General features: G+C 36.8%; 17 protein-coding genes and 1 pseudogene. 2 read left to right on the forward strand and 16 right to left on the reverse strand.

Going from position 1 to position 18,099, the window contains the following annotated elements:
• Window positions 1-29 precede the first annotated feature (29 nt).
• The 3 genes from lepB to CIB29_RS04480 form a co-directional block, all read right to left on the reverse strand.
• The gene (lepB, locus tag CIB29_RS04470; RefSeq protein ID WP_094547203.1) at window positions 30-545 is read right to left on the reverse strand and encodes a signal peptidase I; all 516 of its coding nucleotides are present in this window, start codon (window positions 543-545) and stop codon (window positions 30-32) included.
• A 123-nt stretch (window positions 546-668) separates the two neighbouring features.
• On the reverse strand, window positions 669-2,456 hold the full coding sequence (locus CIB29_RS04475; RefSeq protein ID WP_094547205.1) for a glycosyl hydrolase family 18 protein: 1,788 nt from the start codon (window positions 2,454-2,456) through the stop codon (window positions 669-671).
• 20 nt (window positions 2,457-2,476) lie between these two features.
• Window positions 2,477-4,858, reverse strand: coding sequence for an endonuclease MutS2 (locus CIB29_RS04480; RefSeq protein WP_094547207.1), 2,382 nt, complete (start codon window positions 4,856-4,858; stop codon window positions 2,477-2,479).
• 390 nt (window positions 4,859-5,248) lie between these two features.
• On the opposite strand from CIB29_RS04480, the gene CIB29_RS04485 reads away from it, so the two are divergent.
• On the forward strand, window positions 5,249-5,902 hold the full coding sequence (locus tag CIB29_RS04485) for an HAD-IA family hydrolase (protein WP_157910203.1): 654 nt from the start codon (window positions 5,249-5,251) through the stop codon (window positions 5,900-5,902).
• A gap of 92 nt (window positions 5,903-5,994) precedes the next feature.
• Here the strand turns inward: CIB29_RS04485 and CIB29_RS04490 are convergent, their stop codons facing one another.
• Entirely contained in the window at window positions 5,995-6,324 is a 330-nt protein-coding gene (locus CIB29_RS04490; protein ID WP_094547210.1) for a DUF6514 family protein, read from the reverse strand.
• Between the two features lie 343 nt (window positions 6,325-6,667).
• Here CIB29_RS04490 and CIB29_RS04495 point away from each other — a divergent pair, with 343 nt between their 5' ends.
• Window positions 6,668-6,928, forward strand: coding sequence for a hypothetical protein (locus CIB29_RS04495; protein ID WP_094547212.1), 261 nt, complete (start codon window positions 6,668-6,670; stop codon window positions 6,926-6,928).
• A gap of 36 nt (window positions 6,929-6,964) precedes the next feature.
• Here the strand turns inward: CIB29_RS04495 and secF are convergent, their stop codons facing one another.
• From secF to fabG, 12 genes and pseudogenes are all read right to left on the reverse strand, one after another.
• Window positions 6,965-7,849: a protein translocase subunit SecF gene (secF, locus tag CIB29_RS04500; protein WP_094547214.1), complete on the reverse strand. Its 885-nt coding sequence runs from the start codon at window positions 7,847-7,849 to the stop codon at window positions 6,965-6,967.
• A gap of 15 nt (window positions 7,850-7,864) precedes the next feature.
• A complete protein-coding gene (gene secD / locus CIB29_RS04505) occupies window positions 7,865-9,136 on the reverse strand; it encodes a protein translocase subunit SecD (RefSeq protein ID WP_094547216.1) in 1,272 nt (423 codons plus the stop codon).
• Between the two features lie 79 nt (window positions 9,137-9,215).
• Window positions 9,216-9,511 (reverse strand): annotated as a pseudogene (locus CIB29_RS18845) (phosphohydrolase); the annotation flags it as partial.
• A gap of 39 nt (window positions 9,512-9,550) precedes the next feature.
• Window positions 9,551-10,051, reverse strand: a complete 501-nt coding sequence (locus tag CIB29_RS04515; protein ID WP_094547218.1) for a gamma carbonic anhydrase family protein — start codon at window positions 10,049-10,051, stop codon at window positions 9,551-9,553.
• A gap of 444 nt (window positions 10,052-10,495) precedes the next feature.
• On the reverse strand, window positions 10,496-11,200 hold the full coding sequence (locus CIB29_RS04520) for an ABC transporter ATP-binding protein (RefSeq protein ID WP_094547220.1): 705 nt from the start codon (window positions 11,198-11,200) through the stop codon (window positions 10,496-10,498).
• Entirely contained in the window at window positions 11,187-11,921 is a 735-nt protein-coding gene (locus CIB29_RS04525; RefSeq protein WP_157910204.1) for an ABC transporter ATP-binding protein, read from the reverse strand. The genes CIB29_RS04520 and CIB29_RS04525 overlap by 14 nt, the downstream gene beginning before the upstream one ends.
• Before the next feature lie 14 nt (window positions 11,922-11,935).
• The gene (locus CIB29_RS04530) at window positions 11,936-12,928 is read right to left on the reverse strand and encodes a branched-chain amino acid ABC transporter permease (RefSeq protein WP_094547224.1); all 993 of its coding nucleotides are present in this window, start codon (window positions 12,926-12,928) and stop codon (window positions 11,936-11,938) included.
• Window positions 12,925-13,800: a branched-chain amino acid ABC transporter permease gene (locus tag CIB29_RS04535; RefSeq protein ID WP_094547226.1), complete on the reverse strand. Its 876-nt coding sequence runs from the start codon at window positions 13,798-13,800 to the stop codon at window positions 12,925-12,927. Before CIB29_RS04535 ends, CIB29_RS04530 begins: the two co-directional genes overlap by 4 nt.
• A gap of 121 nt (window positions 13,801-13,921) precedes the next feature.
• Window positions 13,922-15,229, reverse strand: a complete 1,308-nt coding sequence (locus tag CIB29_RS04540; protein ID WP_094547228.1) for an ABC transporter substrate-binding protein — start codon at window positions 15,227-15,229, stop codon at window positions 13,922-13,924.
• 40 nt (window positions 15,230-15,269) lie between these two features.
• Window positions 15,270-16,463 carry a thiolase family protein gene (locus CIB29_RS04545; RefSeq protein WP_094547230.1) on the reverse strand — a complete coding sequence of 398 codons (1,194 nt, stop codon included), beginning with the start codon at window positions 16,461-16,463 and terminating at the stop codon, window positions 15,270-15,272.
• Between the two features lie 21 nt (window positions 16,464-16,484).
• A complete protein-coding gene (locus CIB29_RS04550) occupies window positions 16,485-17,327 on the reverse strand; it encodes a 3-hydroxyacyl-CoA dehydrogenase family protein (RefSeq protein WP_198543764.1) in 843 nt (280 codons plus the stop codon).
• A gap of 26 nt (window positions 17,328-17,353) precedes the next feature.
• Entirely contained in the window at window positions 17,354-18,091 is a 738-nt protein-coding gene (gene fabG, locus CIB29_RS04555; RefSeq protein ID WP_198543749.1) for a 3-oxoacyl-ACP reductase FabG, read from the reverse strand.
• Window positions 18,092-18,099 lie beyond the last annotated feature (8 nt).

The following is an 18,099-nucleotide window of genomic DNA, read 5'->3' on the forward strand; positions in this document are numbered from 1 at the left end:
TTATAGTTCATAGTTCATGGTTCATCATTTTACTTCAATGCTCCAAATTTATAAACCGCTTTACCTATTATCATATCCCTGGTAATATACTTTTTTTCCCATTTCCTGCAATCATAAGAGTGGTTTCTATTATCCCCCATAACAAAATATCCGTCTTGAGGGACAGTATATGGACCAAAATCTTCCTTCATTTTCTCATAGACATAGGGTTCCATATACAGCTTTCCATTAATATAAAGTTTCCCATCTTTGATAAGAATTGTCTCTCCTCCCATACCAACAACCCTTTTCACCAACTGTACATTTTTTTCATTGGGAGACCTGAATACAACGATGTCTCCTCTTTTAACCGGCTGAAACCAGTAGCTGAATTTTAGAATAATAATCTTATCTTTTATTTGAATAGTAGGTATCATAGAGCCGGTAGGGACAATGGAAAGATTAAAAATAAAAAAACGAATAAACAGTGCAATACCTACATATATAATAATCGTTTTTATCCAATCCCACGCTTCTTTTACTATAACCTGCCTACTGATCTGCATTTATTTTACCTCTTCTCTTATATATAATTTAAAGGCTACAGCAATCTATAAAATTAGTTTATCCCTCTAGCCATAAGGTTGGACATAAAAAAATTATAGCATTTACATGTGGTATCTTCAACCTTAAAATAATAATTTTGAAATACTTTCAAACAGCGGCCACAAGTTCAAATAATGCGGCTGCTCCTGCTGCTGTGAATCTTCAAAATCCGGCACTATACCTAAACGCCATACGGAAATTCCATTAATTCCAAATATTTTTGCCATTCGTATTTTTGCCTCTACACTCCTGTAATCCTCGTACCAGATCACTTTTTTCACTCCTGTATTGGGGTCAGTAAATGTAAAGGTTGGTGACTGCATGGTGTTTGAATATTTAAACTGTTTGTCTTTTATGCTTCCATCTGTCATCCTGTCTTTTAGAATCTGGTAGGAAGAAAGGGTATAAGGCACGGTATTTTCCAACTTTCCATCTTTAAAATTCCACTGGGCGGTACCAAAGTTTATTTGAAGTACCAATTTATCCCTAGGGATACCCGTTTGCGGATCAACAGCATATTTTAAAGCATAATAAATATCTTTTATAGGTGCAAGAGGAGTCGGCGTTTCAGAGGTAAAGTAACTTATTTCTTCTTCCCTTAACTTTTTAGGCTCATAGTCATGGGCCATTAAAATTACTTTATCAGCAATTTCTCCAATTGACTTAAAATCATATCCATCATAAAATACTTGCTCCGGCTGCCTTTTCGGGTTGACACTTACTATCAGCTCTTTATCTTTTTTGTCTAATTCCTGTTTAAGCTCAGATAAGAAATCAACAAATCTTTTTTTATCTTCTCCTGAATCCTTTAGAGCTTCAAAATCAACAACTACACCATCAAAATTAAGCGTAACGCCATCTTTTTGCATATTATTAACCAAATTAATGATACTCTCCTTAACATTTTGAATAGATTGATGGTTGCTTAGCAAAAGGGAAATTAATCCAATATTTTCATTATTTATGTTAACCTTATTCTCATTGGTAGCAAATACCATAATATACTTTTTTAAACGGTTCTTTTCAGCTTCTGCTATAGGCTCTTCAAATGCTTCAGGAATCCAAAAATCTTTATTAGTCTGGAAGTTTGTTGCCAGTTCCACCAGTCCGGTTTTAGCATTATACTCCAGCCTGCTCCAACCAAAACTAACGGTATCAAATACATTCATCTTATTGATTTGAGGATATGCCTTGATAGCATAAAACCCATTCAGGCTCTGTATTTTATGATTTAATACATTATACATTCTTACGAGCATTGCAGCAGCTTCCTGTCTAAGAGCATTACCCTGCGGCGCAAAAGAATGTGCATTTTTACCTGTAATAATACCAAAATCCTTTGCTACCGCAATATAACCTTTATATGATTGCACATCTTTAAATTGAATAATTTCCGGTTCTGCACCCAGAAGCTGTGCAAGGTAGTCGTATTGTAATGCTCTTACAATCATTACTGCCATTTCTTCACGGGTAATATCTTTGCCCGGTTCAAATTTATTTCCTAAATATTCTTCTGCAACGATAATTGAATTTTTAAGGCCGGCATTCACATACGGATAGTACCAGTCCGTCAATTTTACATCACTAAATACATCTGATCTTTCCTGGTTATTTATATCTATACCTAAAATTCTGACCAAAAAAGTTAAAAATTCCGCACGGGTTATATGATCATCATATCCAAATATGCCGTTTCCTTTGCCGTTGGTAATATTTAGCTCTTTTAATTTATAAATATATTCTTTTGCCCAGCTGTCCCGTGGAACATCAATAAACTCTTCAGAGTTTTCCGGCTGTGCAAAGGTGTTGGATGCAAATGGCATTGTCAATAGCATGGATAATACAATTAACATTACTAAATATTTTTTCATACGTAACTCCTCCAAGTTCGTTATTTCAATTCTACTATGGTAACCCCTGTCTCACCTTCTCCATATTTCCCCAGGCGGAAAGATTTTACATGGCTGTGTGTCTTCAACATATTGTGAATACCGTTTCTCAATGCCCCCGTACCTTTTCCGTGAATAATAGTTACCTGTTGCAGTCCGGCTAAAGCAGCGTCATCCAGATACTTATCCGTATTTAACAATGCTTCATCCAATGTTTGACCTCTCAAATCCAACTCAGTCGAAATATGTGCAGATTTAGCAATACTAATCTTCCCCGCACCCGTACTGCTCACCATTTGGTCTTTACTATCTTCTATCAGCCTTAAATTAGATACATGCACATTTATTTTCATGATACCTACCTGCACCTGTGCCTCTCCATTTTCGTCAGGGATTGAAATAATATTTCCTTTCTGGTTTAAAGTAGTAATCAGCACGGAATCTCCAGGCTTAAGATTTTTAGGTGGGCTTGAATATTTATTTTTTGGAAGAATGGATTGAGCTAGAGAATCATCGATTTGATCAAGCTTGCTTCGCAGTTTCATTCTTGCCTGCTCAATCGCCTTATTCCTTTCTTTCTCCTCTGTTTCTTCTTGTATTTTCCTTATTTCCCTAATTATTTCTTCTGCATCTATTTTTGCCTGTTGTATAATTTTTCGAGCTTCCCGGCGGGCTTCCTCCAGCATCTTTTCTTTTTGTGCATGTAATTTTTCCTTTTGCCTTATCAGTTCATCTTTTAGGGCCTCTGCTTCCTGCTTGTAAAGTATGGCCTTTTCTTTTTCCCGTTCAGCCATCTGTCTGTTTTTCTCAAGGTTTGAAATGATGTCCTCAAATTTGACATCTTCCTGGGAAATAAACTCCTTTGCCCTTTCAATAATGTTTTGGTCCAGCCCTAATCTGCTTGATATTGCAAAAGCATTGCTTTTTCCCGGAACCCCGATTAACAGCCGGTAAGTCGGTCTTAAAGTATCTACGTCAAACTCACAGGCTGCATTTTCCACCCCTTTGGTAGATAAAGCAAACAGTTTTAGTTCACTGTAATGGGTGGTAGCTGCTGTCCTGGCACCTATCTGGTAAAGGTATTCCAATATTGACATTGCAAGAGCAGCACCTTCTACTGGGTCTGTTCCTGCTCCCAATTCATCAAATAATACCAAAGACTCATCATCTACTTCTTGCAGTATTTTTACAATGTTAGTCATATGTGATGAAAAAGTACTTAAGCTCTGTTCAATACTCTGCTCATCTCCAATATCTGCAAACACTTTTTTAAATACGGCCAATTCCGTCCCATCGCTGGCCGGAACATGCAAACCGGACTGGGCCATCAAAGTGAATAACCCTATGGTCTTTAGGGTGACTGTTTTTCCACCGGTGTTTGGCCCGGTAATTACCAGCGTATTAAAATCTTTTCCCAAATAAATGTCTGTAGCAACGACCGCTTTTTGGTCCAACAAAGGATGTCTGGCCTTCTTGATATCAATATATCTTTGATCATTGATTTTGGGTTCAACAGCATTCCACTCCAGGCTTAACTTAGCCTTTGCAAATATAAAATCCAGCGCTGTAATGATTTTTACATTATTTTTTATACCTTCAGCACATTCTTTTATCATATAAGTTAGTTCTGATAAAATCCGTTCAATCTCATTTTTTTCTTTTATCTTTAATTGACGAAGTTCGTTATTTGCTTCTACAACAGCTATAGGTTCAATAAACAGGGTAGCACCACTGGCCGATGAATCATGGACAAGGCCTGCTATATCTCCTTTATGTTCTGATTTAACAGGGACCACATACCTATCTCCTCGCACTGTAATAATAGGTTCTTGCAAATATTTTTGATACCTGGGAGAATGAATAATATCATTTAATATATCTTTTACTTTATTATTTACATTTCGAATGTGCCGTCTTATATTACTTAATTCGGGACTTGCATTGTCCGAAATTTCATCCTCACTTATGATAGAGGTGGTAATGGCATCTTCCACCTTTTTATATATTTGCAATTCCTCAATCAAAGCGTCTAAGATAGGGTACACCTGTTCCCTCCGGTCTTCACCAGCGTACCTTTTCATATTACGTGAAATTCTTAAGGAATGGGCAATTTCCAGCAGTTCCTTAGGACTTAGAACTGCCCCAATTTCAGCTCTTTTTAATGAACCCCTGATATCACTTAAGCCATCAATAGGTGGACTCCCTTTCCGTATAACCATACTTACGGCTTCACTTGTTTCTTTTTGCAAATGAATGACTTGATGAATATCTGTTACCGGACAAAGATTTAATGCTATTTCTTTGCTCAGAACAGAAGTTGTGAAGCCGGCTAATTTGTCTAATATTTTATTATACTCTAAAACTTTTAAAACTTTTTGATTCATTCTTATACCTCATTCTAATAGTAATCAACTTTATTTATTATAACATATTTATTGTAAAAACACCTAATTTAAGATATAATTTAATATTATATCGATAACCAATATTAAAGTTAAAAATAAATTAATGTAGTTATCGATGAAATTAACCAATTTTAATATCTATATAAGTATTACTAAGTACTTTACATTGTCTATTTTAGTTCACAGTTCATGGTTCACAGGATTTTCTTGGCTAATTTCTGTGAACTGAGAACTGTGAACCGTGAACAAAATAACAATAATGTAACATACTTAGTGTTATATATATAAATATTTAATTTTAAAGTTGGTTAATTGTAACAGTAATGCAAAATATTTATTGCGTTCCATATAAAAAGGGGAGAAGTTACCTTGCTAAAACATGTAATATTTGATTTTGACGGTACTCTTATTGATACAAATGAATTAATTATTAACGCACTGTATGAAACCGTAAGAAATATCTTGAACCGTGAAATTAGCCGGCATGATTTGCTTGCTGTATTAGGGAAGTATTTGGATGACCAGATGAAATATTTTAGTATAGAAAAGTATGAAGAAATGATGTTGTATTATAAAAATTATTATAGCATGCATCAAGATACTATGGTAAAAAAGTTTGAAGGAATTGATGAGCTTTTAAAGAAGTTAAAATCTCTGGGATGTAAAATAGCAATTACCTCAGCAAAGGGACGTAACGGTATCCTCCATGGATTAGAATTATTTAACTTAAAACAGTACATTGACTTCATAGTAAGTGCTTATGACGTAGAAAATAAAAAACCTCACCCCGAGTGTATCTATAAGGCATTAGAATATTTTAAATGTCAAAAGGAAGATATAATTATTATCGGCGATAGTCCTTATGATATCCTGTGCGGTATTAATGCAGGAATTAAAACTGCACTGGTGTCTTGGACAATTTTCCCTAAAGAGAAATTTGAGGGGATTGTACCTGATTATATAATTGACAAACCTTCTGATATTATTAATATTGTTCAAAGTCAGGCAGCTCAATATCAGTAAAAAAAAGATTGAGATTAAGATTGAGATTAACGATTTATATTCTTTTTGCTTAATCCCGATCTTAATCTTAATCTTAACCTCAACCTCAAAAATCAAATTACTCCAATCATATCTTCCAATACATTGTTTAATGTCACTGGCGTAACAGTGTAATAAACCAACTTATCTATCAATTCCTTTGTCTTGCTCTCGCAGCAATAAATATTATCTATCAGCTTGTTTTCTATATATATATTATTGTTTACACCTAACTCCTTTTTTATTATTTCTACACCGTAGCTTTTTCCATGAAAATTCTGTTCCTCATCTATTAATTCGCTTTCTATGATATAGTACTCAAGATAGAGTTCTTTTAAATCTACCGGTAAGAATGTGCCATCATTATTTATATTTACTGCAGCCTGAAGTTTTTTATTTAACATTAAAAACACCCCTCCTGAAAATTTTATATATACCTGATATGCTGCCAGGTATTGTCTTATCATGCCTTATTATATAAGAGGATAAACATTTTTTCTAGAAAAAAATATCGCAACTTTCAGTCAAATTCGGCATTTGATGACACTCTGCCGATAGATTAAACAATGATTTTGTCGTATATTGTTATTTAGAAATGGAATATGTAAATAAAAAATTTGTACAACCACTATTTTCATACTACACTATGAAAATTTGGAAATCTTTTATGCTTGAAGATACCATCTGCTTTATGTTAACATATAGGGAGGCATTAGCGTTTGTTTTATAAAATGAAGGAGGGATATAATGAATAGTACTATCAAAAAAATAGTTACATCAATAAACAGTATAGGCAGCCTGTCAAGAAAAATAATAATACATGGGGTGCAGTTTGCTACCGGTTTGCTCACCATTGCCCTTGTTTTGTATTTTATAAATAACAGCCTCTATAATTTCGACTATAATATAGCTTTTATCACCTTCTCCATAGCAAAAACCGGCCTGACTATTTTTGCTGAAGCGGTTATAGGCGGCCTGGTAGTTGATCATTTTGTAAAAAAAATATAGCGATACACGCTGAAGTATCGCTATACTTTTTTATAATTACACTGCTTTTAATCTGGACTTTTTCTTAGCTTCCCATTCTCTCCACATTACCCAGATAGGACTTGCAATAAATATTGAAGAGTACGTACCGCTTACAATACCTACTATGAGAGGAAAGGCAAAGTCCTTTATAGATTGAACACCCAAAATGTATAGAACAGTAATTGTCAACAAGGTTGTCAGTGATGTATTGATAGAACGCGCCATGGTTTGCCATATACTCTTATTTACCACGTTGCTGAACTCTTCTTTTTTCATATACTTTCTATTTTCTCTTATTCTATCGAATACAATAATCGTATCATTAATTGAATAACCCAAAATTGTCAGTATTGCCGCAATAAAGGAAGTATTGATGGGTATTCTAAAAACTGCATATACCGTAAGCATTACAAGTACATCATGAATCAGGGCGATAACTGCAGCAACCCCGGATTTAAATTCAAACCTGAAGGTAATGTATATCAACATCAATATAGAAGCAATTAAAGAGGCCATAAGAGCCTGGTATTTCAACTCATTACCAATCGTAGGGTTAACATTATCTGTTGAAAATAAGTCCTTTTGATCTAACCCGTATTTTTGCTTCAAAGCTTGAAAAACCTTGTCCCTCTGGATAGTATCAATTTCTTTGGTTTTAATAATTACTTCGTCTCCTTCACCTACCTTCTGAATGGAAGAAGGGGCAATACCTATTGCGTCTGTAACAATCGCATTAATTTCATTATTGTCAAACTGCTTACCTATCCGGACATGCATAGCCGTACCGCCTGCAAAGTCAATATCCTGGTTTAAGCCTGCAACCAATATTGTTGCTATACCAGCTAAAATAACTATTGCCGATACTATAAAAAATATCTTACTGCTTTTTATTAAATTCATCTTATATTACCCTCCTTATGCCCCATATAGTTTAGGATTCTTAATATTCATTCCAACCGTCTGTCTTAACAAGAACCTTGTTATCACAATTGCAGAAAACATGCTGGTAAGAATACCGATTGAAAGGGTTACAGCGAAACCTTTTATAGGGCCTGTACCAAATTTCCACAATACTGCCGCTGCAATAAGGGTGGTAATATTGGCATCAATAATGGCTGTAAATGCTCTGGAGAATCCGGCATCAATAGCTGCTCTTAACGTCTTGCCAGCCCTTAATTCTTCCTTTATTCTCTCAAATATTACTACGTTGGCATCAACAGCCATACCTATTGAAAGAATAATACCTGCAATACCGGGAAGACTTAAGTTTACCCTGAATCCCGCCATTATAATAGCAACTATTGCAATATAGGCAATTAAAGCGATATCTGCCACTAAACCGGGAATTCTATAATAAATTAACATAAATATAAGAACCAGGATTACCCCAATTCCCCCGGCCATAAGGCTTGTCTCCAGAGCTTTTTCACCAAGGGTAGGACCTACACTTCTTAACTCAACATCTTTAAGTGAAAACGGCAATTTTCCTGCCCGTATAAGATTGGCCAGCCATCCTGCAGATTCAGCAGTAAAAGATCCACTGATTACAACATCCTTAGTAGTTATTTCCTGGTCTACAAAAGGCTGTGAAATTATTTCCTGATCCAACTTGATTGCAATATAGTTTTTGCCTGCATCTTTGTTTTCGTTTTTACTAACTCTAGCGGTAGCATCTGCAAATTTTTTGGTGCCTTCTTCACTGATGGTTAATGAAACGAAGTTTCCGGCAGGCTTAGCCGGATCATACTGTCCATATTGTGCTTTCGCGTCAACCACATCTTTTCCTGTTATAATAACCTTTCCATCTGGATCAACAAACTGCAATTCGGCAGTTGCACCCAGTTTTTGTACTGCTTCTTCAGGATTGGAAATAGCAGGTATTTCTATTCGTATTCTTTTCTCTCCCTGGCGGGTAATTGTAGCTTCAAAATAACCTAATGTATCTAATCGCTGTCTTAACATGTCAATTGCTGTATTCATTTCTTCATCAGTAACAGTTTGTGCTTCTGCTTCATAAGTTATTACTGATCCGCCTGTTAAGTCCAGACCTCTTCGGATCCCATTTTCCGGGTCCAGCGCACTTGGAATTGTCTTTCCAAATAAAGTAATACCGTAAAATGCCACATAAGTTAAGGCTGCTATTATAAGTGCGGTAATAATAAATTTAGTTAAGCTTTTGGCCATCATTAATATAATGCCTCCTTTGTAATAACATAAAGATATTATATCTCTACCCTATAGCATAGTCAATACTTTACAATTTGTTTTAAAGTAGTTTTGCCTCATTAATTACAAGCACAAATTTAACTTTCAAAAAATCTGCTGCTCTCCTGCACATTAACATACGTGCAAGAAATATTTCAAAATAGTCCATTAGTGACACTATTTTTGTATCAATGGTTAGATTTAACAATACAGATTTTTTTCCGCATTAACCTGAATTTCAGAACTTTCAACAGCATAATTCACCCTATCATGGATATCAAAAGTAGCAAAATCATTATTCCTTACCCTGGTTCGTCTCACATCCGTTTTATCTGCTAAAATTAATGCAGATGAAATAGTAATTAAATTTTTTGTAACTTAAATAGAAATTATTCATTACTTGTACTCCCTGCCGTGATTGACATATCTTTGTGCGCTTTGGGCAATTGACTGTATTTCTTCTTGTGTCAATTCCCGGATAACTTTAGCAGGACTGCCCAAAACCAGCGAATTAGGAGGTATCTGTTTGCCTAATGTAATTAATGCTCCTGCACCTATAATACAGTTCTCTCCAATTTTTGCTTCATTAAGAACAATAGCTCCCATGCCAATCAAACAATTATCGCCAATCTGGCATCCGTGCAACACCGCATTATGACCAACCACTACACCATCACCTACTACAGTATCTATTCCATAACCGCAGTGTATAATACAACCATCTTGAATATTTGTATTTTTTCCAATGATAATAGAAGCTATATCTCCTCTTAATACGGCTTTAAACCAAATACTTGAGTTTTCACCTATTTCTACTTTCCCTATGATATCAGCACTGGGTGCAATGAAACATGATTCATGGATTTTGGGATTAATACCTTTGTACTTGATAATCATATACCTTCCTCCTTTACTTATTGTACAGGTATAGCCTGGACCATTAGCACACATTCCCCCTTTCCTGCGCTTACTGCAGTAGCCCAGGCTGAGCCTGGGCTACTGCAATCATGCACCTTATTATTTCCCACATTTTTGATCGGCTTATAATATAATAATTTTGCAAATATTTCTGCTCCTATATTCTCTCATATGAACCATAGTTATTATAACACATTATTTTTCTTATAAAAAGTATTTTTTTCAATAAACTGGTATGTTATTATCATTTTTATACTGCAAATGCTGCCTTCAGGATTAGTGCGTAAAAGCAGAATAATTAAAAACAACATACAGGTCAGGGCTAAGACCGGGAAAAACATCCCTTGACTCACCCTGACCTGTAACCGTTATAACCGCTGAACATATTTTTAAAATCTTAATATCACAGCAATATTTAGCAAATTATATACCAAGATATGCTTTTTTGATGTCTTGATTATTTAATAAATCTCTGCTTGGTCCCTCAATCACAACTCTCCCGGTTTCAAAAACATAGCCTCTATCTGCAACAGATAGTGCCTGCAGAAGATTTTGTTCTATTAACAGTATGGATACACCTTCGATCCTAATATTTCTGATTATATCAAAAACTTCCTCTACTATTATAGGCGCAAGGCCTAAGGATGGTTCATCAAGTATTAACAACTTCGGTTCCATCATAAGTGCTCTTGCGATAGCAAGCATTTGCTGCTGTCCACCGCTAAGAGTCCCTGCCATTTGATTAGCTCTTTCCCTTAATATAGGAAATAAATTTAATACATATTCAATACGTTCATTTCGTTTTGGTCTTGCATTTTTGATATATGCACCCATCAGCAGGTTTTCTTTGACCGTCAAAGTTCCTAATATACCTCTGCCCTGAGGGATATGCGCTATACCTAATTCAGGTCTTTTATACGCGGGTATTTTGGATATGTCTTGATCATACCATAAAACTTCTCCTGATATGAGAGGAATAAGTCCTGAAATAACTCTTAAAAGAGTTGTTTTACCCGCTCCATTCGAACCAACAAGAGTAACAACTTCTCCCTCGTTTACTTCTATAGAAACATCAAACAATACCTTTAAGTCACCATAACCTGTATTTAAATTTTTAATTTTTAGCATTTGCATAACCTCCTCCCAGGTATGCCTTTATAACTGCTTCCTCCTGCATTACCTCTGACGGCATCCCCTGGCTTAATAATGAACCTTCATTTAATACAATTACCCTATGGCACAGCTTCATTACTGCCGTCATTACGTGTTCTATAAATATAATTGTTATCCCTTCACGATTTATCTTTTGGACAAGCTTTATACTTTCTTCCATTTCCGACGGATTTAACCCTGCCATAACCTCATCAAGCATAATCAATTTTGGATGGATTGCCAATATCCTGGCAAGGTCCAGCCATTTTCTTTTCTCAATTGGCAGCTTACCGCTTTTTACGTCAGAAAGATTTGCAAGGCCTGTAAGTTCCAAAATCTCTTTAGTCTTTTTTACTGCATCTTTCATATGTTTATGATGAAGAAGTGCTATTGTAAAAACACTGTCGTAAACTGTTAAGTTTGTAAAAGGCTTTGGAGACTGAAATGTCCTTCCTATGCCTATATCAGCCCTATTTGGTACTGGCATTTTTGTAATATTTTGCCCATTGAATATAACTTCACCGGAATCCGGGGTGTATACTCCACTTATTAAATTAACGCATGTAGATTTTCCTGAACCGTTGGGCCCGATTAACCCCAAAATTTCTCCTTCTTCAACTTCAAAGCTCACATTATTTACTGCATGTACACCACCAAAAGACTTATCAAGATTATTTATCTTTAAAATTTTTTTCAATTCTATCACCCCATTTACATTGAAGTTTTAACCGGTGTACTTTTTGCTGCTTTTCTTTTATTATTTAAAAATGCCATCAGGCCATTGGGCTGGAATATTACTACAATCATCAGTATTAATCCATAAATTGCAGTACTTGCACCGCCTCTTGTGCTTCCTAATAATGCATTTGTAATTTCAGTAAGCGGTATGATAAGAAATGCTCCCAAAACAGGTCCCCATAATGTTCCGATACCACCTATAATCGCTATTACTCCAAGTTTGATAGATAAATCAAGATGCGCCACACTGATAGGGTCTATATAGGCAATATTAAATGCATATATTGTACCTACCACTGCCATCATTGCTGCGCTTATCATAAACGTGATTAATTTAATTTTATACGCCTTAATACCCAAAGATTCCGCAGCATCTTCATCTTCTTTTATTGCCTTTAGGAAATATCCCAACTTGGAATTTTCTAATTTCCATGTTAGAAATATTATAATTACCATTAAAAACAGACTAATATAATAGTAGGGTGTTTCTGAATAAAACTGCAGATACAACGGTTTCTGACCGGTGAAAGTTATCATTAAACCATTTGCACCTCCAGTAAAATCACTAAAATATAAGAGTAAAAGTTTTACTATTTCAGCAAATGCAATGGTAGCCAGTGAAAAAAATACACCTCTTAACCTGAATGACGGATATCCAATAATAAAAGCCACAATTACGGATACTATCATTCCGAGAAATATACTAACAAGGGGAGAAATATTAAACTTTAAAAATAAGAGAAAACTTGTATAAGCGCCTATGGCGAAAAAAGAAGCATGTCCCCATGAGATCTGCGCTCCATAGCCTCCAATGATGTTCCACGCCACGCCCATGGACGCAAACATGAAGATCAGTACCATAACATGAACAATATACCTGGAACTGATAAATAGAGGAAACAAAAGTAACGCTATTGATGCCAGCGAAAGCAACTTGTTTTTCAAAAGAAATTTTAAAATATTCATGCTTTACGTGTACCTCCCCCAAAAAGACCCTCAGGTTTTAAAAGTAATGCTAATAAAAATACTACAAATGTGCCTACAGGTGCCAAATCAAGAGCAATGAAACTTCCGGTGAAGGCCTCAACCAAACCTATTAATAGACCTCCCAAAAGGGCGCCAGTTATATTACCCATTCCTCCCAGTACAACTACGACAAAGGCTGTTGTTGTAAATAATGCTCCAACTCTCGGAAAAACATAAAACATAGGTGTTAACAAAACACCTGCCAGGCCTGCCAACACAGCACCTATGGAAAAAGCGATTGCATAAGTAACAACAGGGTTTATACCAAGCATGGATGCAATCTGACTATTTTCTGCTGTAGCCCTCATTGCACGGCCTATATCGGTTTTCTTCAAGAATATATGAATTACAGCAACTAAAACAATAGCTACTAGAAATGCTATCAGCCTAGGAGTTAAAATAGAAAGTTCACCCAATTGTATAGAATGGCCTTTGATTGTTGTTTCTACAGTATGATAATCCGCAGTCCATATCAATTGGGCTGCATTTTGTAAAAAAAACGATAATCCGACAGTTAGCAATATATATGCAGTATCCCCTTTACCTACTACAGGGTTTATTAATATTTTGTAAACTAACCAGCCAAATATAAACATAATGAAAGCTACAGGTATAATTAGCAAGTATGGGCTGCCGCCTATGGCAGAATACAACAACCACGTAGCGTACATACCCACCATCAAAAATTCACCTTGGGCGAAATTAACGATTTTCATAACTCCAAATATAATGGTCAGGCTTACTGCAATTAATGCATATACGCCTCCAATTAATAATCCGTTAATAATCGATTGACCTATTAACCAGGACATCCTGTCACCCCTTCTATTTTTTTCATTTAATAATGAGGGCAGGCATAAGACCTGCCCCTGCAATTTTAAAATAATGCGATATACTTAGCTTTAAAGCTAGATGTCTATAAGTAATTGACAGTTATTTATTAGGAACCATAATCTTAGAAGATGCATCTTCTAGCGGGAATACCGTCCTCGGTTTGTTATTCTGCCATTGAATCATGACAGGACGAACATGTTGGTTCCAGCCAGTTGAATCAAATTTTAGTTTTCCGGGTTGCATTAAGGATGCAGGTCCTGATGTGATTTCTATTTCTGCCAGAGTATCCCTGATCTTCTTAGGGTCTGTTGATGCTGTTTTTTCCATCGCTTCTTTTAATAACATTACTGCCACATAAGTCGGACCAGCATGTTCAGTCATAAATTCACCGAATTCCTTTTCATAGTCCTCGGTTATTTTTAACAGCTCGGGGTTTTGGCTTATATTTTTGCTATCCCAGTTCCAGGATGCTACTGAAACCAATCCATTAATGTTTTCTCCCAATTCCTTACCCATGGCCGGCCATAAGAACCCTGCACCACCGCCAATAATGAGCGGGTTATAATTCATACTCTTCATGGTATTGATAATTAATTTTGCATCGGTTGTATATGCAACCGGGAATACTGCTTGAGCCCCTGAACGTTTCAATGCTGTTACCAGTGAAGACGCATCGGTGAAACCCTGTGGATAGGATTGGTCCAGAACCACTTCCAAACCAGCCTTTTCTGCTATACCTTTGACTCCTTTTGCTGTTGAAACGCCATAGGCAGAATTTTCATAAACAACAGCCACTTTTTTAATACCTAGATTAAAGTCTGTGTTAAGGGCTGTTAAGAATGCCACTTGAGTTTCTCCAAACATACTGCCTTTTGGTACCGGCTCAAAAACATATTTATATCCCTGTTTTGTAATATCGTTACTGATGGAATTTGTGATGATTGGAATCTGATGCTTTTCTGCAACCGGAAGGATTGGTAAAGTTAATGCACTAATACCTGTACCAACAGCTCCCACTACTTTGTTACTGCTGAATGTACGCTCTGCTACTGATTGGGCTTGAGTTGGATCACTGGTTGTATCGGAAACAACCAATTCTACTTTAGCTCCGCCTAATGCCTTTATTCCTCCTGCATCATTAATATGCTTCACCGCAAGCTTTGCAGCATTTAAATCCTGTTGTCCTGCATCGGCATTATGCCCGGAAAGAGGATTTAAGAAAGCAATCTTTATTACCTGTTGAGTATCTTTCTGTTGTGCGTCTTTTTGTTGTATTTCTTTTTTGTCTCCTGTGTCTTTCTTATCCGACGGACTATTCACTTGTTTTGAGGCACAGCCACTGAAAACTACAGATACCATAAAGGTTAATAAAACCACCAGAGCAAGTAATTTAAAAGTTTTTCGCATTTTAATTCCTCCTTGTTTACTTGTTTATTTTGTTTGTCTTTTATAACAGGTTGTTTTCAAAGATCATTGATATCCCCTGACCACCTCCTATACACATAGTCACCAGACCTAATTTTGCATTTCGCCTTCTCATCTCATACATTAATTTAACTGGTAAGATAGTACCGGTTGCACCTACAGGATGCCCCAGCGCTATTGCGCCTCCATTTACATTGACTTTATTTATATCCAGGCCTAAATCCCTTACAACTGCCACTGCTTGAGATGCAAAAGCCTCATTTAATTCAATCAGGTCTATATCTTCAACTTTTAGATGTAACTTTTCTAAAAGTTTCTTTGTTGACAGTGCCGGTGCAAATCCCATAATTTCAGCTTCGTTTCCTGCTACTGCAAATCCTTTGACCGTTAATACCGGCTTTAATCCAAGCTGTTCGGCTTTTTCCCTGGACATCAACACTACTGCTGCGGCTCCATCATTTATACCTGAAGAGTTACCTGCCGTTACAGACCCTCCCTGTTTAAAAGCAGGCTTTAATTTTGCAAGCTTATCCATGGTTAAGCCTCTTCTCGGATGCTCATCGGTATCAAATATGGCTGTCTGCCCTTTTCCTAAGGAAATCTCCACAGGAAGAATCTCTTCTTTAAATTTTCCTTCATCGATTGCTTTGATTGCTTTTTCCTGGCTGGATAACGCAAATGCATCCTGCTCTTCTCTTGTTACGTTAAATCTTTCTGCTACATTTTCCGCTGTGATTCCATTGTGATAGGGACCCATCGGCCAGGTTAAAATGGTAAGTAATCCATCTTCAAACTGTCCATGGCCCATTTTGTATCCAAATCTTGCCCCCTTGACATAGTAGGGCAATTGGCTCATGTTTTCTGTACCGCAGGCTACTACCACCTCGGCGTTCCCGGTTTGAATTTCCATTACTGCATCTGCTACCGCCTGCAATCCCGACCCGCACTGCCTGTTAACAGAATAAGCTGTTGTTTCCAGCGGCAGTCCTGCTTTTAGGGAGCACATGCGTCCTATAAATCCATTTTCTGCAATCTGCCCCACATTTCCTACTATCACTTCATCAACCAGTTTATCTTCTATTCCTGCCCTTTTAACCGCTTCTCTTATTACAAGGCCGGCCAAATCCGTTTGGTGTATATCTTTTAAACTTCCACCAAAGGCCCCTATAGCTGTTCTAACTCCGCTTACAATGACTACCTCCTTTAAATTACTCACTTTACATCCCCCCAGTGTTCATTATTTATATTCATAAAATCCCTTACCACTTTTTCTTCCAAGGTGACCGGCATTCACCAAAGTTTTGATTAGAGGGCACGGCCTGTATTTTGAATCGGCAAAGCCCTGGTATAAGCCTTCCATGGTGGCAAGCATAACGTCAAGTCCAACAAAATCCGCTAGTTCCAGTGGACCCATAGGAAGGTTCGCCCCAAGCTTCATTGCTTTATCCACATCCTCGGGTTTTGCGCCTTCCATCACACAAAAGGCTCCTTCATTCATCATTGGTACCAGTATCCTGTTAACAAGAAAACCCGGCAATTCCGGTGCTTCCACCGGTTCTTTATTGATTTTTAATGAAAATTCCTTTACTATATTAAAAGTCTCATCGGATGTTCCCAGTCCCCTGATTAGTTCCACCAATTTCATAATGGGGGCTGGGTAAAAGAAATGTACTCCCATTATCTTATCAACTCTTGTAGTAACTGATGCCATTTCAGATATACTAAGACCTGATGTGTTTGAAACAATGATTGTATTTTCATCTGCTAATTTATCTAATTCACTAAATACCTTTTTCTTCAAATCCATTTTTTCGGGTACTGCTTCTATGATTAAGTTGGCTCCCTTGACACCCTCATAGCTGTTGCTGTAACTTAACTTGTCTAATATGTTATTTATCGTTTCAAACGTCATCTTACCCTTTTGTAACAATTTATCCAAATTTGCAGCTATCTTATCCCTGGCATTTTTTATCTGCTCGTTGGAAATGTCTATATTGATTACTTCAATTCCTGCCTGGGCTACCGTCTGGGCTATCCCGCTGCCCATTAAGCCGGCTCCTACGACAGCAACCTTTTTAATTTCCATTTTCACCCCCCCTTTCTGATTTATAAGACCATTCCACCACCTACATTAATGACTTCACCGGTAATGTATGATGCTTCATCTGAAGCTAAAAAGGCTACAAGATTCGCAACATCCTCCGGTTTTCCGGCTCTCCCTGCAGGTATTTTACTGATCATAATATCCCATACTTTCGGAGGCACTCCCCTTGTCATATCCGTATCTATAAAGCCGGGACATATAGCATTTACAGTTACATTTTTTGCTGCCAGTTCCCTTGCAGCAGTCTTTGTAAGACCTACCACCCCTGCTTTGGATGCAGCATAATTGGCCTGTCCAATGTTGCCTAACCAGCTGGCAGATGCTATATTTATAATCCTTCCATACTGCCTTTCTCTCATTAATTTTGCTGCCGTTTGGGTACAATAAAATGTGCCGGTTAAGTTTACTGCTATTACCTGGTCCCACTGTTCCTGGGTCATTTTGTGCAGCATACTGTCTCTATTGATACCAGCATTATTTACCAATATATCAACGTCGCCAAACTTTTCTGCTGTTTCCTTAAATAATTTATCAACATCTTCTTTTACAGCTATATTGGTCCGTACTGCTATGGCTGTACCGCCAAATTCCTGGATTTCCTTGCAGGTGTTATTGGCATTTTCAACATCAATATCACTTACTACAGCCTTGGCTCCTTCTCTGGCCAATTTTAAAGCGATTCCTTTTCCCAGCCCCCGGCCTGCTCCTGTAATAATGGCAATTTTATCTTTTAACCTCATCAATAAAC

It is taken from the genome of Petroclostridium xylanilyticum, assembly GCF_002252565.1.
Classification (GTDB): Bacteria; Bacillota; Clostridia; order SK-Y3; family SK-Y3; genus Petroclostridium; species Petroclostridium xylanilyticum.